This window comes from Sulfuriroseicoccus oceanibius (assembly GCF_010681825.2).
Lineage (GTDB): Bacteria > Verrucomicrobiota > Verrucomicrobiia > Verrucomicrobiales > SLCJ01 > Sulfuriroseicoccus > Sulfuriroseicoccus oceanibius.
The window spans coordinates 2,632,902-2,653,871 of sequence record NZ_CP066776.1 but is presented as its reverse complement, the minus strand read 5'-3'; the positions used below and the strand labels follow the sequence as shown (position 1 = coordinate 2,653,871).

Sequence of the window (20,970 nt, the reverse complement as noted above, 5' to 3'; positions counted from 1 at the left end):
GCCGTCCCGCGTTTTTTTTTTATAAGTTTGCTAGTTTTCAGTTGGCAGTTTTCAGAGGTCGTCTCGTTTGCGGCGGTTGATTGTGGATTCGGTCTCCGTCCTTATCCTTATCGGTATCGGTATCGGTATCGGACGGATCGGTGATTTTGGGCGTAGGAAGTACTTGCGCGGACGGGTGAGCGAACCAATTTGTGATTACTATGAGCGACGTCGAAAAAGCCAAAGTAGCAGTGGTGGGTGCCAGCGGGTATTCCGGGATCGAGTTATTGCGGATCTTGTTGAAGCACCCTGGCGTGGATTTGACGACTGTGACGTCGCGTCAGAATGCGGGGAAATCGTTGGTGGAAGTGTTGCCGCAGTTCAAGGCGTACCCTGGTGCGGATGGATTGAAGTTCACCTCGCCGTCGGTTCATGAGTTGGCGAAATCCGGCATCGAGTTCGCGTTCCTGGCATTGCCACATGGCGTGGCCGCCGAGTATGCGGTGCCTTTGTTTGAAGCGGGCGTGAAAGTGATTGATCTCAGTGCTGACTTCCGTTTGAACGAGGCGTCCGTGTACCGCGAGTTCTACGACAAAGTGCACCCGGCTCCGGCCTTGCTCAAAGAAGCAGTCTACGGATTGCCTGAGATTCGTGCCAAGGAGATCGCCAACGCGCGCATCGTGGCATCGCCTGGATGCTACCCAACCAGCATGTTGCTGCCATTGATCCCACTGGTCCGCTCCGGTTTGATTGAGTCGAATACTATCGTGGTAAACTCCATGAGTGGTGTGTCCGGTGCCGGGCGTAGTGCGGCGATTCCGCTTCTTTTTGCTGAATGCAACGAGTCGGTGCGCCCATACGGATTGCCGCGTCACCGTCACTTGAGCGAGGTCGAGCAGGAGCTGACCATTGCCGCGCGCAAGCCGGTGAAGATTACCTTTATCCCGCATCTGGTGCCGATCACTCAGGGGATTTGCACGACAATTGTGGCTGAGCTGGCACCGCGCTGCACCAGCATGTCGCAGGTGGAGGCCGTGCTTGAAGCGGTCTACCGCAACGCTCCATTCGTGCGCTTGCTCGGCAACGGTGGATTCCCGGACACGCGTCACGTGCGCCAGACCAACTTTGTCGACATCGGCTGGCATCACGACCCGCGCACCAAGCGCCTGGTGCTGACCTCAGCCGAGGACAACCTGTGGAAAGGGGCGGCAGCTCAATCGGTGCAAAGCTTCAACCTGATGCGCCGGATCGACGAGACCACCGGCTTGCTCTAGGACTTGGCTTCGAGCCTTTGAAACGGGTATGGCTGATTTTGTCATCGTAGATGGAGAGGCGGTGCCACGCTCGGCGCCGGCGATTGCTGCGTCGGCACCCGGTCTCACCACGGGGATGGGCGTGTTCACCACCATGCTGGCGGTGGACGGGCGGCTGCACCATGCTGTGCGGCACTACGAGCGCCTTGCATCGAATGCTGTGGCGTTGGGATTAGACGTGCCGCCTGCGAGCACGCTGACGCGTTGGTGTCGGCTTGTGTTGGAGCGCAATGGACTGGTCACCGGACGTGCCCGCGTGCGCATCTCAGTCTATGAATCGGCCAGTGTGCCGGTGGTGACGGTGGCGGCGGAAAGCACCCCCGAGCCAGCGGCTGCTGCGAAGGTGGCGCTGATGGGCCACGTGCTGAACGAGTCCTCGGCGCTTGCTGGCGTGAAGTGCACGTCCTATGCGCAGAATCTATTGGCGCTCCGCGAGGCTAGGGCGGAAGGTTTTGACGAGACTTTGTTTTTCAACCACCGCGGCGAACTCGCCGAGGGCGCGACGAGTAATGTGTTCGTCGTGGGCTCGGATGGGGCGGTGGCGACCCCTGAGTTGGCATCGGGTTGTTTGCCTGGCGTGATGCGGGAGGTCGTAATCGATCGCTTGCGAGATGCGGGGCTGGCTTGTGATGAACGGGTGATTACCCGTGAGGACGTGCTGAGCGCGCCTGCTGTGTTTCTCACGTCGTCGCTGCGGGGTGTGCAGCCGGTAAGTGTGCTCGGTGAGCGGGCATTAGATCCGGCGCTGGTGGAGCCTGTGGTGCAGGCGGTTGCCGCCTGGCGCTGTGATGCCAAATGATCGGTGGCCCTGAAGGGGGCGGTGATGCGGTGTGGCTCACAGCTCTGGTAGCCCGCAGGCAAAGGGTGGGGGCTCACGCGAGAAAGCTCTGCGCCGTCCTGGCTGGTCGATTGGAATTGCGTAGTCGCGGCCAATTGTTCAAACAGTATACTTGTCGCCAGGCGCTTGGTCGGGCGTTGCAATTCGATGGGCTTTAGGCTTCGATAGGGAGCTAGGTTCTGATTCTGTTCTTTGTGCGTATGAAATCTTTATTTGCTGTGGCGTTCGTGTGGTTGGTGGCTGGTGTGTTGCCGGCTTCTGCTCAAAACTTGATTTATCGGATCAAGATCGAGCCGATCCGTACGATGAACCTGCACTTCTACAACGAAGGCTACTTCGTGTGCCCGGTGGTCGGAGGCGAGGGGACGTTCATCTTTGCCTACCGCAACAATGGCGTGCGCAGCTACAATGTGGTCGAAGAGGGCGGGCGTCTGTACTTCGCGCGCAAGAACGATGACATCTACTCGGTGGTCGAGGCTTCGGCGGTCACCCGCAGTGAGGATCCCTCGGTGCCGACCGATGGCGACGATGAGGATTTGGTGACCTCTTCGAGTGCGTCGTTTGTGTGTTTTGGCGAGGCGACCAAGAGTAAAGGATTCAAGACTGCGTTGTCCGATTTTCGCACTCGGGTCGCACCGAAGCTGAATGGCGGTACCGTTGCTTGGGCGGAGGAGCGCGCCGAGGGAGCTGAGATTCCCCGCCATCTGGGATTTGCCGGTGTGTTCGACTTTTTCCTCAAGTTCGAGGAAGGCCGCACTGATGATGCGAACCACCGCAACCTGACGATCGATGAGATCGTTGATGAATTGACCAACCAGCTGAGAGGTCAGGGTTACAAGGATGAGACGGTAGCTGACGACGAGCCGGAGCCGGAAAATGGTGGCAATGGCGGCGACGGAGTGACCGTCACGCGGCCGTGATGTGTGGTCTGGTCGCTTGGGCTTGCTTTGGTGGGGGATTTCGATTTGGTTGGTCGCGCCGTGGGCGGATAGGATTTCCGCCCAGGCCGGCCAATTTTTTTGTTTTTTGATATAGTTGCGTGATGGGGGTGATGGTGAAAGAGACAGTAAGTTTTGAGAGTTCGGCGTTTTTGCATGCGCTTTTTGGCAACTCGAGCAACGAGTTGCGTCGGTTGCAGGACGCATTCGGGGTGAAGGCGGCAGCGCGCGGAAGTGATCTTGTGCTTCACGGGCCTGAAGCCGGTGTCGAGCGCGTGATTGCATTGTTTGCTTCGCTTGAGAAGTCGATGCGCCAGGGTGGTGAGGTGACGGCGGAGGGCTTTCGCATGGCGGTTGCTGCGATGAGCGAGGGCCAAGGGAGCGCCGATGACGCCACAGTGGTCACGCGGATGCAGTTGGTCGGTGGTCAAGGGAAGCCGGCGGTGCGGGCACGCACGCGCAAGCAGCTCGAGTATCTGCAGGCCATGGACGAGCATCATGTGGTGTTTGGTTTGGGTGCGGCGGGAACCGGCAAGACCTACCTCGCGGTGGCCAAGGCGCTGGATGAGATCCGCCAGGGCAACTACCGACGGTTGGTGTTGACGCGTCCTGCGGTGGAGGCTGGCGAGGCGCTCGGCTTCCTTCCCGGGGACCTGAAAGAAAAGATTTACCCGTACCTGCGTCCGTTGTACGACGCGCTGTACGATATGGGCGGTGCCGAGGAGATTGAGAAGTTTGTCGAGCGAGGTCAGATCGAGGTGGCCCCCTTGGCGTACATGCGTGGGCGCACGCTGAACGATTCGTTTGTGATTCTCGATGAAGCGCAGAACACGACGCGTGAGCAGATGCTGATGTTCCTGACCCGGATGGGCGAAGAGAGCCGCTGTGTGGTGACGGGGGATCCGTCGCAGATCGACCTCAAAGGCAAGCAGGGCAGTGGCTTGGTGGAAGCTCGCCGTATTTTGAAGGGGGTGGAAGGGATCGGTTTTGTCGAGTTCGAGCGGCAGGATGTGGTGCGCCACCCGGTGGTGCAGCGCATCATCGATGCCTACGAGCGCCATCGCCCGGGCGGCGAGGGCAAAGAGGGGTCTACCGTGGATCCGAATGGCTCGAAGTAGTTTTCGAGTAGCGGGTAGCCAGTAGGGAGTAGGTCGGGTGTGGATCTGCCAAGGTGACCGGTCATTTGGTATTGTTCTGAATGGCACGAAGACAGGGTGTCTCGCAGTGTAGGGAGCGGCCGGCGGGTGGGTGATGCGCCTTGGCGGAGTCGCACGCTCGGCCGGGGATTGGTGGGCGTATTTACCTGGGGTGGCACTCGCCTGAGGCTCGCTGACCCCAGGCTGGTATGAGACTCGCTTTCAGCGAGGAATTGACGCCGCTGAGGGTTAAGTTGGTGCATTTGGTGTTGTCCTGTTTTTTCACGATTTTTCGGCAGCGTGGCGGGGGATTTCGCGCTATCAGTGCGTGTTTCACCATGACCGAGAACTACGAACAAAAACTGGCTCGCCGGATCGCCAAGACCGGATCGCGTTTGTGTGTTGGGATTGACCCGCGTCCTGACTTGATGGACGGCAAGGTAGAGGATGTGTTGCGCAGGCTGATTGCCGAGACCGCACCGTATGCCGCCGCATTGAAGCCGAACATGGCGTACTTCGAAGCTATGGGGATCAAGGGCGTGGAGCTGCTTGAAGAGCTGCTTAGCGAGGTGCCTGAAGATCTGCCGGTGATTCTCGATGCCAAGCGTGGCGACATCGGCGAGACTCAGCGCTACTACGCCAAGGCTTACTTTGAAAACTGGAACGTCGATGCCGTGACCCTGAGCCCGTTCATGGGCTTCGACAGCATCGAGCCGTTTCTTCACCACGAGGGTAAAGGTGTGTACCTGCTCGGTGTGACATCGAACCCTGGCTCGCAGGACATCCAGCGCCAGAAGTTGGCGGACGGGCGTTATGTGTTCGAGTTGGTTCAGGAGTTCCGCCAGCGTGGTATCGACGAAGGGCTTCCGGGTTCGGTCGGTTTGGTGGTCGGATTGACCAATGTGGCGCCTGAGGTGATGGAGCGCGTGGCGGACGTGCCATTGCTCGTTCCAGGTCTCGGTGCACAGGGCGGGGATCTTGCAGGATTGGCGGCGGAGAAACGCGACGCGCCGACTGTGATCAACGTGTCCCGTGGGATCATGTTCCCGGAAGAAGGAAACTCATTTTCAGATCAAGCGAAGTATTATGCAGAACTCATTGCCAACCAATTTGCCAACTAACGCGGAAGAGACCGCAGAACTGCTCAAAGCCTACGGTGCGCTCGTCGAGGGCCACTTCCAGCTCGCCAGTGGCCGCCACAGCGGTCACTACGTCAAGAAGGGCCAGCTGATCCAGTATCCTGCGCAGCTGCAGGAGATGATCAACCAGCGCGTCGACGCGATGCGTGAGCTCGGTCAGATCGACGTGGTGCTGTCGCCGGCTGTTGGCGGCATCCCGGTTGGTCAGCAAGTGGGCCTGGCATTGAATGCTCGTACCATCTACGCCGAGCGTGGCGCTGACAACGAGCTCGAGCTCAAGCGTGGCTTCTCGATCGAGCCGGGCGAGCGCGTGCTGATGGTGGAAGACGTGATCACCACCGGTGGTACCTTGGAAGAGCTTGAGCAGTTCGTCGGTAAGTTCGGTGGTGAAGTTGCTGGTGTGTTTGTGGTGGTCAACCGCAGCGGCCGCGACGAGATCCTCGGCCACCCGATGGTGAGCTGCATGGACATCGTGTTCCCAACGTACGCTCCGGACGAGGTGCCTGCGGAACTTGCGGCGATCCCAGCCGTCCGCCCGGGCACCAAGAAGGTGGACTAAGCGGATAGCTAGCAGCGAGTAGGAAGCAGGGAAGGGGAGTCGTGAGAGTCCGGCGAGGATTGCCGGATGCATGGCGCCTCATTCATTCCCGCTCCTGCTCGCTTACTTTTTTCTGAGTATGGGGGATCCTGTTAGAATTTTGACGCACCCGGGCGGAGCTCACATGGATGAGTTCCTGGCGTGTGCTGTGATGACGCATTTCCATCCGGTGGAAATTGTGCGTGCCGAGCCGACGCCTGATGATCTCGACGACCCTCGGGTGATGGTGGTGGATGTGGGTGGTGCGCATGAGCCGAACTGGGGGAACTTCGACCACCATCAATTTCCCGCTGACTCCGAGCCTCGCTGTGCCTTGAGTCTCGTGCTCGAGCATTTCGGGCTGTACGAGGATGCCAAGCGCTTTTGCAGTTGGCTGGAAGCGGTTGAGTGGTTTGACTGCCGCGGTCCGGTTGATACAGCCAAGCATCTTGGTGTTGATCGCGATGCGTTGCACCGTCTTCATTCGCCAGTGGATGTGACGTTGACGCGTCGCTTCGCGGCTTCGGATATTCATCGTCCAGGAGATTCGCTGTGGAATGTGATGCAGATGATCGGCGAGGACCTGGTCACGTTTGTGCGTGGTCAGCGCGAGCGGCTGCAGTTTATCGCAGACAATGCCTCGTGGTGGCAGTTGCCGACGCCTGAGGGCGAGCGCGACGTGCTTTTCCTACCGCGCACCGAACCGATGCCGAGCGAGCCGTCTGGCGGGCTTGAGCGCTTCATTGCGGAGTCAGGTAAGGAGCAGACGACGATCGCCATGGTCTACCCTGACCGGCGTGGCAGCGGCTACGGGTTGTCGCGCTTCAATGACCATCCGTTGATGGACTTCACCCAGGTCGAGGCCTGTGACGATGTGCACTTCGCGCACGTGCGTGGGTTTGTTGCCAAGACCTCGTCCACCGATCATGCGCGGCTGCAAGAGTTGCTGACACTCGCCTTGCGTGGCGCCTGACGCCATCGCTCGAGAGGTTTCATCTAGAACGCAAAATCCCCGCTCCTCGAATCGAGGAGCGGGGATTTTTGTGTAGTTCTTAGCTGATCCGCTTGGGATTAGTCGCGACGACGGCGACGCATCACTGGGATTGCCAGGCCGGCGAATGCAAGCAGTGCGGTCGATGGCTCAGGCACAGCGTTTACGGTGAGGCTTGCAGTAAAGTCGCTCGGTGAAACTCCGCCGAAGTTGTCGGTGTCAAAGTAGAATACGTTTGCGTTCAACGTGCCGTCGGTAGGGAAGATAGTTCCAATCTCGCCGCCGGAGCTTGGGTCCAGCGCTGTCGATGTGAACATTCCATAGCGAGTTCCATTCAAGATCTGGCCTCCTTGGGAGAGTCCCTCAAACCAGTAGATGCCCCATGAATTGCCTTGGATCAGTGCGCCGTCCCCACTGCCTAAGGTGAGACCTGCTACGGTGCCAGTGGCATTCCCTGGGTTGCCCAATGCCTCAGCGGTGGTGCCAACTTCGAAAATTTGAAACTTTCCGCCAATGATTTCCCCTTCGCTGAGGGTCGCTCCTGCAAGATCAGTGGAGCTTGCGAGGGAGTTGGTTGAGTCCGAAGCGATCAGGGCGTAGACCAATCCGTTTTGGGCGATGCCATTCTGATCGCGAAGGGCCTGGATGTCGTAGGTGATGGTCACGGCTGCGAACGAGGTTCCTGTGGTCAGGAGAGCAGCTGCTGCGGCGACTGATTTATGGAGGTTCATTACTCGGTGGTTGGTTGGGGTGTGTTGAGGGCTTAGTAAGATGGAGTGTTCAGCCATTCCACGGATCCGTCGGTCGACGCTACTTTGCGGATGACGAAGCCGGTTCCTGCGGAGATTACGAAATCGTTCGAGATGGCGTTGCTGTTTGTGGCTTCGAGCCAGTTGGTGCCGTCGTGATAGAAGATCCTACCAGTCTTGTTCAAGCCTGCTGTGGAGTTGTCGAAGACGATGAGAAGGTCCTTGCGACCTCGTGGTGAAGTTCCGGCACTTGCAGTGAATGCACCGGATTCAAAAAGATTGAGTTCGCTAAGTTTTACGTCAACTGGGCGAGGGAGGGCGACTACGATATCGTTGGTGCTGGATGACGATGTCACGAGCGGGATCGAGAATGTCCCAAGTTCCACCTCGCCCGTGCAGGTGAACTTCGTGCTCTGTGTGACTGCTGCAGGATGACGAATGACGAAGTAGGAGTCTGGTAGCAGGATGGTGTCTCCAGTAGTAGGAGACCCGGTTGCTGTCTGCCATTGTCCATTCGCGATGTAGAAGATTTGTGACGCTGACTTGTTGACTCCGAGGTCAGATCCAAGAAGGAAGAGCTGGGTCATGCGGCCGCGAGGGCTCGTTGATGAGCTGGCGAAGATTGCGTGTCCGTTGGGTTCGTAGTCAGGGGCCTCGCCGAACGCAGTTGTGGCTTGAGCGGCGGGGAAGAGTTCTTCCAATGTCCAATATTTGACGATTCGGACGGTATCGTTTTGTGCGACGGTGGAAACGTCGCCGCCATTAAGGTCGATGGTGACGGTGGTTCCGCTGTTGGCACCGATGGTGAAGTACTGGCCGCTGAGTGTTCCAGAGGTGAACTGGAGGTAGTGCGAGAAAGCGAATGCGTCGTCCGTGGTGCTTGGGGCCGAGGTGAGCGTGATGGTCACAGCGTCAGCGGCAGGGGTGCCGATGGAGTCGACGGTGCCGACGACGCTGCCGGACTGGCGGAGAGGGACGCCAACGATGGTGTCGGAGTTAGGCAGGCATTCGACGGTGTTGTATCCGACAGGGTCCGTGGTTGCTGCGGATGCGTCCGGGATCAGAGTGGCGATGCCGGCGGCGACGAGAGCGGTAGAGAGAAAGTAGGCTTTCACGCGGTATGGGTTTGGGGTTCTAGACGCTGGTTTCGCGGGTGAAACGCGCCAGCTGCGGAAGGTATTGGGGAATTCTACAAAATTGTGCAACGAGCGAGAAGCATCGATCCCACGCCAGCGCAGCACGTTGGGAAAAGTTGGCGGGATTCGAAGAATGGGTCAATCCTGAAGTTGAGGATTAGCCGAGGATTCATCTTGGAACCATTGGTTTGTGCGGATTTTCTGAGGATTTCCGCGGGTTATGCGGGTTATGCGGGTTATGCGGGTGGGAGCTCCAGTGAGAGTTGTTGCGATGGGTGATTGGTTTCCTTTTCCGCCGCGAGGCGCACGCCGACGCCCAGGAGGCGGACGGATGGGGATTCGCGTCGGTTCCAGGCTTCGTCGAGCAGGGCGAGAAAGGTGTCAGGGAGGAACTGGGTTCCGGCTTGTTCGGCGGTGGTGGTGGTGAAGTCGTCGAACTTGAGCTTCACGACGAGGCCTGCGATGCGCTCGATGCGGTCGGCTGCGTGCAATTCCTGATAGAGGTCGTCGATCAAATTCTGGAGAGTAGCGGCGGCGGGTTCGAGCTTGTCGATGTTGTGCTCAAACGTGCGTTCGATGCTGTGGGATTTGCGTTCGCGGTGTGGGGTGACGGGGCGGGTGTCGATGCCCTGGCATTGTTCGCGCAGTTCCATGCCGAAGCGTCCCAGTTCGCGGGCGAGCGTGATGGGGTCCAGGTTGAGGACGTCGGCGCAGGTTTCGAGTCCGAGAGCGTGGAGTTTTTCCGCGGTGACCTTGCCCACACCCCACAGGCGTTTGACGGGGAGGGCGTGCATGAAGTCGGCGGTGGCTCTGGGAGTGACTTCGTATTGGCCATTGGGTTTGCGCCAATCGCTGGCGATTTTGGCGAGTAATTTGTTGTAGGAGATCCCGGCGGATGCGGTGAGTCTGGTTTCCTGATGGATGAGTCGACGGATGGTGGCTGCGATCTGGATGGCCGATTCCGGGCGGTGGGAGACGTCGAGGTAGGCTTCGTCGAGTGAGAGCGGTTCGATGAGGGGCGTGAAGCGGGAGAAGATTTCCCGGACCTGAGCGGAGACCTCGCGGTACACGTCGAAGCGGATCGGGGTGATGATGAGTTCGGGACAGAGCTCCTTCGCTTTGAAAACCGGCATCGCCGAGCGGCAGCCGTACTTACGGGCCTCGTAGTTCGCTGTGGTAAGCACGCCGCGCCGGGACGACCCGCCGACGGCGATTGGTTTGCCTCGGTATTCGGGGTGGTCGCGTTCTTCGATCGCCGCGTAAAAGCAATCCATGTCGATATGGATGATTTTGCGAGGTGGGGTGGACGGTGGGGAATCTTTTTCCACGGATTTCGAAGAGTGACGGGATGTTGGGCAGGTGTGTGGGGGAGTTGGCCACAAAAATCACGAAATGCCACAAAAAGGAAAAGGGCTCTTTGCGTGTGGGCTATGAGCAAACGCTGCTATTGGATCGTGTTTAGGTCACGCAAGAATGTCGCTGACTTAAGGTGTCTGGTCGTGTCGGGAGCGGTCATCGGGGAGGCTGCTGCGCCATGGCTGTATCGCGCGGTCGGCCGGAGATTGATGGGCGTATTTACCTGGGGGGGGCTCGCCTGAGGCTCGCTGACCCCAGTCTGGTATGAGACGCGCTTTCAGCGCGGAATTGACGACGCTGAGGCCTAAGTTAGTGCCGTTCGGGGCACGCAACGGTTTCTAGGCGGGGAAGGTAGTATCCGTTCATGCGGTGATCTGTGGTGCCAGGCTGCCGCGGGCAAATCCTGTCAATCCTTGCAATCTGTGGAAAAATGAAGCCGCAGTCTGTTGCCCGAATTTGTGGTGATTCCGGATTTGACCGGACGCTAGACGAGGGGCATGCTGCGGCTGAACCAATATTTTCTACTCGGTCATGTTGTCTGATTACCTTCCCGTTTTGTTCCAAGTGTTGATCGCTTTTGGCTTCGCCGCCGTGGTTTTGGTGGTGAGTGTTTTGGCTGGTCGTTCCGCCAAGTCCAACAAGATGAAGGACAGCGCGTACGAGTGCGGCATGTTGCCAGTAGGGGATGGTCAGCCACGTTTCAGCGTGAAGTTCTACCTGATCGCGATGTTGTTTGTGCTGTTCGATATTGAGGTGGTGTTCCTCTACCCATGGGCGATTCAGTTCAATTCGTTGATCCAGGAGAGCAGTGTTCCATTCTGGAGTGCGCTGAGTTTCGTGGGAATTCTGGCAGTGGCCTACGTTTACGTTTTGCGCAAGAAGGCGCTCGATTGGAACGAGGCGTAATTAGCCGGAGCGGAGAATTCGAAGATTTTACTCAGGCGCGCCAGTGCGGATCGGTTCCGTGCTGGCGCGCTTTTTTTGTGTCTGGAGTGGGCGCGCAGGGTGTGGATTGGGTGGGGGCTTTGAGGCTGTATCTAGCAAGTGGTTTAGTGTCGATCTGTCATGCAGCGTAGGTGTGGATTCGGCTGATGAATCAGCCGCTGGTCGGGATGTGCCATCAGAGGTTGCGGATCGCGAATTTGCCCCGATAGTCCGGCAGCCGGGGGGCTTTCCCTCTGACTGAACCTCTCTCACTTAAGCAACCATACCATGCAGCCATACATCTCGTTTCCGCAGCGGGCATTCGCGCGCCGTCACCTGGGTTCCGTCGACGATACCCGCCAGCAAATGCTGGACCTTCTTGGGTTTGAATCCGTGCGCGATTTGATCGATGCGGCCGTGCCTCCGGGTATCCGTCTCGACAAGCCGCTCAACCTGCCAGCAGCCCGAACCGAGCAGGAAGCGTTGGCTGACCTGCGCGGGATCATGAACCAGAACCTGGTGCTGCGCAGCAACATCGGTATGGGTTACAACGATACCGTGACTCCACCGGTGATTCTTCGCAACATTCTGGAGAATCCAGGTTGGTACACCGCTTACACGCCATACCAGGCGGAGATCGCCCAGGGCCGTCTCGAGGCGCTGATCAACTTCCAGACCATGATCACCGATCTCACTGGTCTGCCAGCAGCCAACGCGTCGTTGCTCGACGAAGGTACCGCAGCTGCCGAGGCGATGAGCATGGCATTGGCGACCAACCGTAAAGGGAAGACCATTTTCGTGGCGGATAGCTGCCACCCACAAACCATCGAGGTGATTCAAACCCGTGCCGAGCCACTGGGCGTGAACGTGCATGTGGCGGACTGGAAGACATTCGATCCTGAGTCGGTTGAGAACTTGTTCGCAGTGGTGGTTCAGTACCCGGATACCACCGGTTCCGTGGCGGACTACACCGAGTTCCTCGCCAAGGCGAAGGCGGTGAAGGCCATGGCCGTGGTCGCTGCCGATGTACTTTCGTTGATGGTGCTCAAGGCTCCTGGTGAAATGGGTGCCGACATCGTGGTGGGTAACACCCAGCGCTTCGGTGTGCCGCTTGGCTTCGGTGGTCCACACGCTGCCTTCATGGCGTGCACCGAAAAGCTTGTGCGTAAGATGCCAGGCCGCGTGATCGGCATCAGCCACGACACCACTGGCAAGCCTGCTTACCGTTTGTCTCTTCAGACCCGTGAGCAGCACATCCGCCGTGACAAGGCGACGTCCAACATTTGTACCGCTCAGGTGCTTCTGGCGGTGATGGCGTCGATGTACGCTGTGTACCACGGTCCGGACGGATTGCGTGCGATTGCACATCGCGTCCACGGATTCGCCACCCAGCTGGCCGAGCGTCTTCGTGCCGGTGGTTTCGAACTGCAGAATGACACGTGGTTCGACACCCTGACCGTCAAGACCGGTGGCAAAGCTGCGTTGATCGTTGAGGAAGCCTGCGACCGCGGTATCAACCTGCGTCAGATCGACGAAGATCTTGTTGGTATCTCGCTTGATGAGAAGACCAGCGCTCACGAAATCGATTTGCTGATCAGTGCGTTCGGCCTCGAGCGTGCCGTTGTGGGAGCTGGCGAAGATGTTGCTGACGACGCTCCATTGAGCCTTCCTGCCGAGTTGCTCCGCAGCGACGAAGTGCTCACACATCCTGTCTTCAACAGCTACCACAGCGAGACTGAGATGCTGCGTTACCTCCGCCGTCTCGAAACCAAAGACTTGGCATTGAACGAGTCGATGATCGCGCTCGGATCGTGCACCATGAAGCTCAATGCGACCGCGGAAATGATCCCTGTGAGCTGGCCTGAGGTGAATGGATTGCATCCATTTGCTCCGCTGGACCAAGCCAAGGGGTACATCGAAATGTTCACCCAGCTCAGCGACTGGTTGTCGGAGATCACTGGCTTTGCTGCGGTTTCGTTGCAGCCGAACGCAGGATCGCAGGGTGAGTACGCAGGATTGCTGGCAATCCGCAAGTACCATCAGAAGAATGGCGACGATCAGCGTAAGATCTGCCTCATTCCAACCTCTGCTCACGGAACCAACCCAGCGACCGCAGTGATGGTTGGCTTCAAGGTGGTGCCTGTGGCATGTGACGAGAACGGCAACATCGACATCGACGACCTCACCGCGAAGTCCGAGAAGTACGCCGACACCCTTGCCGCGTTGATGATCACCTACCCATCGACCCACGGTGTGTTCGAGGAAGGTATCATCAAGATCTGCGAAACCATCCACGCGAATGGCGGACAGGTCTACATGGACGGTGCCAACATGAACGCACAGGTTGGTCTGACCAGCCCGGGCTTCATCGGAGCGGACGTGTGCCACTTGAATCTGCACAAGACCTTCTGCATTCCTCACGGTGGTGGTGGTCCTGGTGTGGGCCCAATTGGTGTGGCTGAACACTTGGTGCCATTCCTTCCGGGGCACAGTTTCCTGGGCGAAAGCGAGCAGTCCGCTGTGAGCGCCGCACCATGGGGAAGTTCGAGCATCGACGTCATCAGCTGGATGTACATCGCGATGATGGGTGCTGAAGGTCTTGAGGAAGCTACCAAGTTGGCGATCGTGAACGCGAACTATGTGGCCAAGCGATTGGAGACTGTGTTCCCGATTGTGTACCGTGGCTTGAACGATTTGATCGCTCACGAGTGCATCGTGGATGTGCGTGGATTCCAAGACACCGCGGGTGTCGGCGTGGAAGACATCGCCAAGCGTCTGATGGACTACGGTTACCACTCGCCGACCATGTCGTGGCCTGTGGCGGGAACGCTCATGATCGAGCCTACCGAGTCTGAGTCGAAGGCGGAGTTGGACCGTTTCTGTGATGCAATGATTTCGATCCACAACGAGATCAAGCAGATCGAGGCTGGTGAGTTCTCCCGCGAGGACAACCCGCTGGTGAACGCACCACATACCTCGGCCATGGTGACCGCTGACGAGTGGAATCATCCATACTCCCGTCAGACCGCTGTGTTCCCAGACAGCTACACGCAGAACCACAAGTTCTGGCCTGCAGTGAGCCGAATCGACAACGTGTTCGGTGACCGCAACCTGGTTTGCACCTGCGCCCCGATGGAAGACTACGCTGAGTAAGCGGGCTTCCTGAGAAGTTCCTAATAGCCGCGGGAGATCGACAATCGGTCTCCCGCGGCTTTTCTTTTTTGCGGGTTGTGGGTTCCGCTTGCGTGGCTGGCGCGGCGCGCGCATGCTGGCAGCGATTATGAGTAGCAACCGCAACCTGGCCGTCCGCTTTGGAGTCTATCTGACTTGTTTGCTCTACATTGGTGCCGATCTTTATCTGTTCAACGGGCCGTTGCGGCGGACGCTGGATGCACTGAATCCTCAGTCCGAGACAGCGATGGAGAAGGCGCGCAATGCCAAGGTGGTTGCGGTGGTTTATGGAGAAGGGGTGACGCTAGCGGAGTTGGACCTGCATCTGGCCCGGCATCTGCGGCGCAAGGGGATGGATCCTGGGAAACTGACGCCGGAGCGGTTGTACGAGATGCGTCTTTTGATTGTTCAGGAGCTGATATTGGAGCGGGTTTTGGAAGGTAAACTGCGAGTGCGCTCGGAGTATGAGGTGGCGCCGGATGCCCTTGACTCGCAGATCGCCGAGGTGCGCGATCAGTACCCGGATGATGCAGCGTATCGGGCGGCTCTGGATGCTGCAGGAATGGACGAGGAGAAGTTGCGTGCGCATTATGACCAATGGATGCAGCAGGTGGCGTATGTCGACAAGTTGATCAAAGGTGGGCAGGAGCGGATGCCGCTTGAGGAGCATATTTTGTCGTACTACGAGAGTCATAAGGAGGAGTTCGTGTTGCCCGAGCGTTACCATGTCCGGCACATTTTCCTGACGACTCTGGGGAAGGATCCGAAAGTGGTGGAGGAGCAGATTGCCGATGTGCATACGAAGATATCCTCGGGGCAGGTGGCGTTTGCTGAGATTGCCGCTGAGGTCTCCGAGGATCCGGCAAGCCGCGAGGCGGGCGGTGACCTAGGGTGGGTGGCGACCGATCGTTTGCCGACGGGGTTGGGAGCTGACTTGTTTGCGTCTTTGCAGCCGGGGCAGATGTCGGCTCCGGTTCAATCCAGGATTGGTTGGCACATTGTGGACATGGTGGACATGCGCCCGGCGAGGCAGTTGGAGTTTGCCGAGGTCGAATCCAAGATCCGCAAATACCTGACCTATCAACAGTACCGGAAGTACATTGCCGCGGTGAAGCGGGTGATGGAAGGGGAGGCTGAGTCGGCCATTGATTACGAAATGATGCGTGAGCCGTATTCTTTTCCGGTGAAGGAGTGACGGTGGGGGGCGCGTCCGGAGCGGGCTGTGGTGATTTTCCCTATGCTAGATCCTGAGGTGTGACGTAGGGTAGGGGTGTTATGGCAATGCGATTTCTTTTCTCGTCGGGCAGTGGTGACTCTGCGGTCTATTTTGGTTTGCTGGTGATGCGGGTGGCCTTTGGTGGTGCGATGTTTTTAGGGCATGGAATGGGGAAACTTAGCGGGCTGATTACCAACTGGTCCGGGATGACTTCAAAGTTTCCTGCGGTGGTGGTGAACTCACAGGTGAGTGCGGTGGGGGCAGTCGCGGCAGAGTCTCTATTCGCGTTGTTATTAGTGTTGGGAGTGGCTACGCGTTTCTCGGCATTGGTGTTGGCGTTTACCATGGGGGTGGCGGCATTTGTCGTGCATGCGGGCGATCCGTTGTTCCTCGGGCCGGGCGTAACCGCATCCAAAGAGCCAGCCCTCATTTACATGTTCGCGTTTGTCGTGTTGGCGATCACAGGAGGCGGCCGTTATGCGTTGGACTCGCGCTTACGCTAATTATACCAAATGGATGGTCACCTAGCCGGAGCCGATGGGTGTTGGAGTGCAGGAAGGTGGGGTGAAGAGGGTGATCTTGGCGGGATCTTTTTGACTGAGGCTGTGTTGCTCACCGCTCAGGTAGCCCGCTAGCATCGCGGTTCGCGTCTTGCCTCACCCGAAAAAGCTCTTCGCCATTCCGCCGATTTGACCATTCAATTGGTATTCCACGAAACCAGACTGGGCTTGCGTGCGCAGGGAGCGCGGTCAATAGTTCGCCACCATGGCAGGCAAACATATCAAAATCGGACTCGCGGGACTTGGTACCGTGGGTGGCGGACTCTGGAGTAACCTTGAACGCAACCGTGACCTGATTGAAAGCCGGAGCGGTATCCGGTTGACGATCCCGATGGTGGCGGTGCGCGATATGGCCAAAGCAAAAGCCTTCGGAGTACCTGCTGACTCGCTGACCACCAACTGGCAGGATGTTACCCGCTCGGAGGATGTGGACATCGTCGTTGAGTTGATCGGTGGCGTGGATACTGCGTACGACCTGGTGATGGACGCGATCGACCAGGGGAAGGTTGTGGTTACCGGCAACAAGGCGTTGCTTGCAGAGCGCGGTGCGGAGATATTCAAGCGTGCCGGCGAAAAAGGAGTGCCGGTTTTCTATGAGGCTGCAGTCGCTGGTGGTATTCCTATCATCAAGGCGTTGCGTGAGTCGCTGATCGGCAACCATGTGACGGGGATTTACGGCATTATCAATGGGACGTCTAACTATATCCTGACACGCATGACGGATGCCGGGTTGAGTTTCGCCGATGCTCTCAAAGAGGCCAGTGACCTGGGCTATGCCGAAGCGGATCCGTATCTGGATATTTCCGGGTGGGATGCTGCGCACAAGGCGGCGATTTTGGCATCGATTGCCTATGGTAGCTGGGTGTCGATCGAGGACCTGCACGTTGAGGGGATCGACGGATTGTCTCTTTCCGACGTGCATTATGCCGAGCGTTTGGGCTACGCGATCAAGTTGTTGTCGGTAGTGAAGGCGGACGATGAGGGGCGTATCGAAGTGCGCACCCAGCCGTCATTGATCCCGAACGAGCATATTTTGGCATCGGTGAGTGGTGTGTTCAACGCGGTGGCGGTGCACGGCGATTCTTCCGGCGAGAGTTTGTACTATGGCAGCGGCGCGGGGCAGGACCCAACGTCCAGCTCCGTGCTGGCGGATGTGGTGGATGCTGCGTACGCGGTGGACACGCACCAGCGCGGGCCGGGCTTTGTCCCGCACGGTCATTACGGCGAGGTGAAGCCGATCGAGGACACGGTGAGTGAGTATTATTTGCGCATCACGGTGACCGACCAGCCAGGCGTGATTGCTGGGATTTCCACTGCTTTGGCAGCGCATGGTATCGGGATCCGTGCCACGTCGTCGTTGAAGCCTGGTGAGATGAAAGAAGCTGGGTTCGACGAAGTGATCTTCGTGTTGCATGCGTCCCGTTACGGCACGCTGCTTGCTGCTCTTAAGGAGATTGAAGCCTTTGATTATGTGACCGCGCCGGTGGTGCACCTGCGGGTTGAGCAGTTGTAAGGCAAGGATTCAACCTCAAACAATACCCCCCCCCATGAGTCAGACCTCCGTCCCCAAGATTCTTCACGACCGCGGCGTGATTTCCCGCTACCGCGAGTTTTTGCCTGTGAGCGACGCCACACCGGTGGTGTCGTTGAACGAGGGCTCGACGCCACTCATCCACGTGCCGAAGTTGTCGGCTCTGGCTGGAGCTCAGCGTCAGGTCTTCATCAAGTATGAGGGCTTGAACCCGACGTGTTCGTTCAAGGACCGCGGGATGACGTTGGCGATTAGCAAAGCGGCCGAGGAAGGTGCCAAGATGGTGATCTGTGCCTCGACTGGCAACACTTCGGCGGCGGCGGCGGCGTACGCGGTGCGTGCCGGGATGCGTTGTGTCGTGCTTTTGCCTGCGGGCAAGATCTCGATGGGCAAGCTTGCGCAGGCGGTGGTTTACGGTGCCGATGTCGTAGCGATCGATGGAAATTTTGATGATGCGCTCGAATTGGTGCGCGAGTTGGGGCAGCGCGATGGCATTGCGGTGGTCAACTCGATCAACCCATTCCGTATCGAAGGGCAGAAGACCGCATCGTTTGAAGTGATCGATGAGTTGGGGGATGCTCCGACCGTGCACTGTCTTCCAGTTGGCAATGCGGGTAATATCACTGCCTATTGGAAAGGCTATCGGGAGTACCATCTGGCTGGGAAGTCGAGTGCGTTGCCGATGGTGTGGGGTGCTCAGGCTGAGGGGGCTGCGCCAATTGTGCGTGGTGAGGTTGTGACCAACCCGGAGACGGTAGCCACCGCGATTCGGATCGGTAATCCGGCGAGTTGGAAGGGCGCGAACGAAGCAATCGAGCAGTCGGGTGGAATGATCCGCGCGCTGAGCGACGACAAGTTGCTTGAGGCGCAGGCGTGGTTGGCCGCCAACGAAGGGATCTTCGTGGAGCCTGCCAGTGCGGCGTCTGTAGGCTGTTTGCTGGCAGCGATTGATGAAGGTCTGGTTGCAAAGTTGCCTGACACCGCTACCGTCGTTTGCACCGTGACTGGTCACGGACTCAAGGATATTGACACGCCGATGGAATTTGCTGGTGGTGGAAAAATTCTCGAGGCCGGGGCATCCGCGGATTCCGTGCTGGGCGTGCTGGGGATGTAGAGTCCCGCAAGCCCCGGCGGCATTACGAACCAGATAGCATCTTCCTCAGCCAGTGGCACTCATCGTTCAAAAATATGGCGGCACGTCCGTCGGCACTACCGATCGCATCAAGAATGTGGCCAAGCGCATTCTTGAATCACAGAGACAAGGAAACCAGGTGATCGCCGTGGTTTCGGCGATGTCGGGCGTGACCAACAAACTGATCGATCTGGCAGCGGCTGTGTCTGATAAGCCGACGCGGCGCGAGATGGATGTGTTGCTTGCCACTGGCGAGCAGACGACGATTGCGCTGGTGTCGATGGCGATCAACCAGATGGGTGGGCGTGCGGTTTCGTTTACCGGCGGTCAGGCGGGGATCCGAACCAACAGTGCGCACACCCAGGCGCGTATTCAGGACATCGATGCGGAGAGCGTGAAGGAGCGTCTTGATGGTGGTGAGATTGTGATTCTTGCCGGATTCCAAGGTGTCAGTGATGCGGGGCGTATCACAACGCTGGGGCGTGGTGGATCCGATTTGACCGCAATTGCCATGGCGGCCGCGGTGAAGGCGGACCTTTGCCAGATTTTCACAGACGTTGATGGCGTCTATACCTGCGACCCGCGCGTGGTGCCAAAGGCTCGCAGAATCCCGGAAATTTCGTACGATGAAATGCTCGAGATGGCGAGCAGCGGCTCGAAAGTGATGCAGTCGCGGTCGGTCGAATTTGCCAAGAAGTTTGGCGTGCCGTTTGAGGTGCGCTGCAGCATGAACAACAACCCAGGAACTCTCGTGACAGAAGAACATCCCAATATGGAGTCCGTCGTGATCCGTGGCGTCAGCCTCGAGCGCAACCAAGCCAAGGTAACGATCCTCGACGTGCCAGATACACCGGGCTCTGCCTCGGCGATTTTCCAAGCACTGGGTGAAGCGGATGTGAACGTCGACATGATCGTGCAGAACGTGTCGAAGGAAGGCTTTGCCAAGATTTCCTTCACCGTGCCTGAAGATCAGTTGGCCGCCGCTCAGAATGCACTCAAGTCGGTGACTGAGCGTATTGGCTCTGGTCCTGTTGAGTCGTTGACTGGCGTCGCCAAGCTCAGTGCGGTGGGCATCGGTATGCGATCGCATTCCGGTGTGGCGGGTACGATGTTCGACGCGCTTGCGACTGCGGGTATCAGCATTCAGATGATCTCGACGTCTGAGATCAAGATTGCGGTGACCATTAGCGAAGCGGAAGCGGATGAGGCGGCACGTGTGGTGCACGCTGTGTTTGGTCTGGATGCTTCTCCGTCGGAAGCTTAGGCAGTCGCGCTCCGACTGAGACGGTCGGAGCGAACATATCGGGCCGATGGGTGTCACTGAAGTTTGCGTGTTGATCGTGGCGGGCATGATTGCCGGTGCGGTCAATGCAGTGGCTGGCGGTGGCACTCTGCTTACGTTTCCGGTTCTGTTGTCGTTTGGCGTGCCTGCCGTGGTGGCGAATGCGACCAGTACGGTGGCATTGGTGATTGGCACCGGCGGCAGTGTCGTAGGTTTTCGCAAGTTGCTGCCTGTGATCAAGCAGTGGCTGTGGCGGTTTGTACCGGTGAGTCTGGCTGGAGGATGGCTGGGGAGCGAGTTGCTGACCCGCACGAGCAATGATGCATTCGCTCGCTTCGTGCCGTATTTGATCCTCTTTGCGACTTTGCTGTTCCTGGTGCAGGGGGCGGTGGGGAAGTATGCGGCCGCTGGTGCGGAGGGGGATGAGCGGCCGATGAAGGTTCTGCCTTCGGTAGTGTTTCAATTTTTCGTCGCTCTCTACGGCGGTTATTTTGGCGCGGGGATCGGGATTTTGATGCTGGCGTCGCTCGGTTTCATGGGGATGCGTGACATCCACGAGATGAACGCGCTGAAGAACGTGTTGGGATGTTTGATCAACGTTGTCGCGGCTATTGTGTTCATCACCGCAGGCGAAGGCCTCGTTGATTGGGCGCGGGTGGGGGTGATGACCGTGGGTGCGGTGACCGGGTACTATCTAGGTGCGCATTTTTCCCAGCGGATTCCGCGTCTGATGGTGCGCCGCATGATCACGGGAATCGGGTTGCTGGCCTTTGTTGTGACCTTGCTCGGTTGAGCGAATGGCGAGTGAGGGAGTAGGGGGTACTCACGCAGAGACGCGAAGACGCAAAGGTGGAGAGCGGTCGCTGCGGTCCTGTTGGGAGGTGTCGATTTCGTGGGTGCTGTATCGAGCCTCTATGGGGGGGGTGACGTTGTCCTCGCCGTTGACGGGGCCGCTCCGTCATTCGGCGCTTTGGGTGAATGCTCACGCAAAGACGCAGAGAC

The 20,970-nt window shown here is 58.3% G+C and carries 18 protein-coding genes; 15 read left to right on the top strand and 3 right to left on the bottom strand.

The genetic code is table 11. The features are described 5' to 3' along the window. Positions 1–200: 200 nt before the first annotated feature. The 7 genes from argC (at position 201) to G3M56_RS10680 (ending at position 6,893) form a co-directional block, all read left to right on the top strand. A complete protein-coding gene (gene argC, locus G3M56_RS10710) occupies positions 201–1,253 on the top strand; it encodes an N-acetyl-gamma-glutamyl-phosphate reductase (protein WP_164362100.1) in 1,053 nt (350 codons plus the stop codon). A 28-nt stretch (positions 1,254–1,281) separates the two neighbouring features. Then, a complete protein-coding gene (locus G3M56_RS10705) occupies positions 1,282–2,091 on the top strand; it encodes an aminotransferase class IV (RefSeq protein ID WP_164362102.1) in 810 nt (269 codons plus the stop codon). A 239-nt stretch (positions 2,092–2,330) separates the two neighbouring features. Then, complete coding sequence (locus G3M56_RS10700; protein WP_164362104.1) at positions 2,331–3,050, top strand: hypothetical protein; 720 nt, start codon at positions 2,331–2,333, stop codon at positions 3,048–3,050. Positions 3,051–3,181: 131 nt separating this feature from the next. Next, entirely contained in the window at positions 3,182–4,186 is a 1,005-nt protein-coding gene (locus G3M56_RS10695; RefSeq protein WP_164362106.1) for a PhoH family protein, read from the top strand. Between the two features lie 356 nt (positions 4,187–4,542). After that, positions 4,543–5,325: an orotidine-5'-phosphate decarboxylase gene (gene pyrF / locus G3M56_RS10690; RefSeq protein WP_164362108.1), complete on the top strand. Its 783-nt coding sequence runs from the start codon at positions 4,543–4,545 to the stop codon at positions 5,323–5,325. Continuing rightward, positions 5,291–5,902 carry an orotate phosphoribosyltransferase gene (gene pyrE / locus G3M56_RS10685; RefSeq protein ID WP_164362110.1) on the top strand — a complete coding sequence of 204 codons (612 nt, stop codon included), beginning with the start codon at positions 5,291–5,293 and terminating at the stop codon, positions 5,900–5,902. Before pyrF ends, pyrE begins: the two co-directional genes overlap by 35 nt. Before the next feature lie 118 nt (positions 5,903–6,020). Further along, a complete protein-coding gene (locus tag G3M56_RS10680; RefSeq protein ID WP_164362113.1) occupies positions 6,021–6,893 on the top strand; it encodes an MYG1 family protein in 873 nt (290 codons plus the stop codon). 98 nt (positions 6,894–6,991) lie between these two features. On the opposite strand, the gene G3M56_RS10675 is transcribed toward G3M56_RS10680, so the two are convergent. The 3 genes from G3M56_RS10675 to dinB form a co-directional block, all read right to left on the bottom strand. After that, a complete protein-coding gene (locus G3M56_RS10675; RefSeq protein ID WP_164362115.1) occupies positions 6,992–7,642 on the bottom strand; it encodes a PEP-CTERM sorting domain-containing protein in 651 nt (216 codons plus the stop codon). A 32-nt stretch (positions 7,643–7,674) separates the two neighbouring features. Then, positions 7,675–8,775: a TIGR02597 family protein gene (locus G3M56_RS10670; RefSeq protein ID WP_164362119.1), complete on the bottom strand. Its 1,101-nt coding sequence runs from the start codon at positions 8,773–8,775 to the stop codon at positions 7,675–7,677. Positions 8,776–9,032: 257 nt separating this feature from the next. Continuing rightward, entirely contained in the window at positions 9,033–10,124 is a 1,092-nt protein-coding gene (dinB, locus tag G3M56_RS10665) for a DNA polymerase IV (protein WP_235203392.1), read from the bottom strand. 559 nt (positions 10,125–10,683) lie between these two features. Between dinB and G3M56_RS10660 the strand changes: the two genes are divergently transcribed. From G3M56_RS10660 to G3M56_RS10625, 8 genes are all read left to right on the top strand, one after another. Beyond that, positions 10,684–11,058, top strand: coding sequence for an NADH-quinone oxidoreductase subunit A (locus G3M56_RS10660; protein WP_164362124.1), 375 nt, complete (start codon positions 10,684–10,686; stop codon positions 11,056–11,058). Between the two features lie 306 nt (positions 11,059–11,364). Beyond that, complete coding sequence (gcvP, locus tag G3M56_RS10655) at positions 11,365–14,229, top strand: aminomethyl-transferring glycine dehydrogenase (protein WP_164362127.1); 2,865 nt, start codon at positions 11,365–11,367, stop codon at positions 14,227–14,229. 127 nt (positions 14,230–14,356) lie between these two features. After that, positions 14,357–15,442, top strand: a complete 1,086-nt coding sequence (locus G3M56_RS10650) for a peptidylprolyl isomerase (protein ID WP_164362129.1) — start codon at positions 14,357–14,359, stop codon at positions 15,440–15,442. 80 nt (positions 15,443–15,522) lie between these two features. Next, positions 15,523–15,966 (top strand): DoxX family protein, encoded by a 444-nt coding sequence (locus G3M56_RS10645; RefSeq protein ID WP_164362132.1) that lies wholly within the window; start codon positions 15,523–15,525, stop codon positions 15,964–15,966. A gap of 262 nt (positions 15,967–16,228) precedes the next feature. Further along, positions 16,229–17,536: a homoserine dehydrogenase gene (locus G3M56_RS10640; protein WP_164362135.1), complete on the top strand. Its 1,308-nt coding sequence runs from the start codon at positions 16,229–16,231 to the stop codon at positions 17,534–17,536. A 34-nt stretch (positions 17,537–17,570) separates the two neighbouring features. Beyond that, complete coding sequence (thrC, locus tag G3M56_RS10635) at positions 17,571–18,668, top strand: threonine synthase (protein WP_164362137.1); 1,098 nt, start codon at positions 17,571–17,573, stop codon at positions 18,666–18,668. A gap of 52 nt (positions 18,669–18,720) precedes the next feature. Further along, on the top strand, positions 18,721–19,950 hold the full coding sequence (locus tag G3M56_RS10630; RefSeq protein WP_164362140.1) for an aspartate kinase: 1,230 nt from the start codon (positions 18,721–18,723) through the stop codon (positions 19,948–19,950). Positions 19,951–19,996: 46 nt separating this feature from the next. Next, entirely contained in the window at positions 19,997–20,761 is a 765-nt protein-coding gene (locus tag G3M56_RS10625) for a sulfite exporter TauE/SafE family protein (protein ID WP_164362142.1), read from the top strand. The last annotated feature ends 209 nt before the right edge of the window (positions 20,762–20,970 follow it).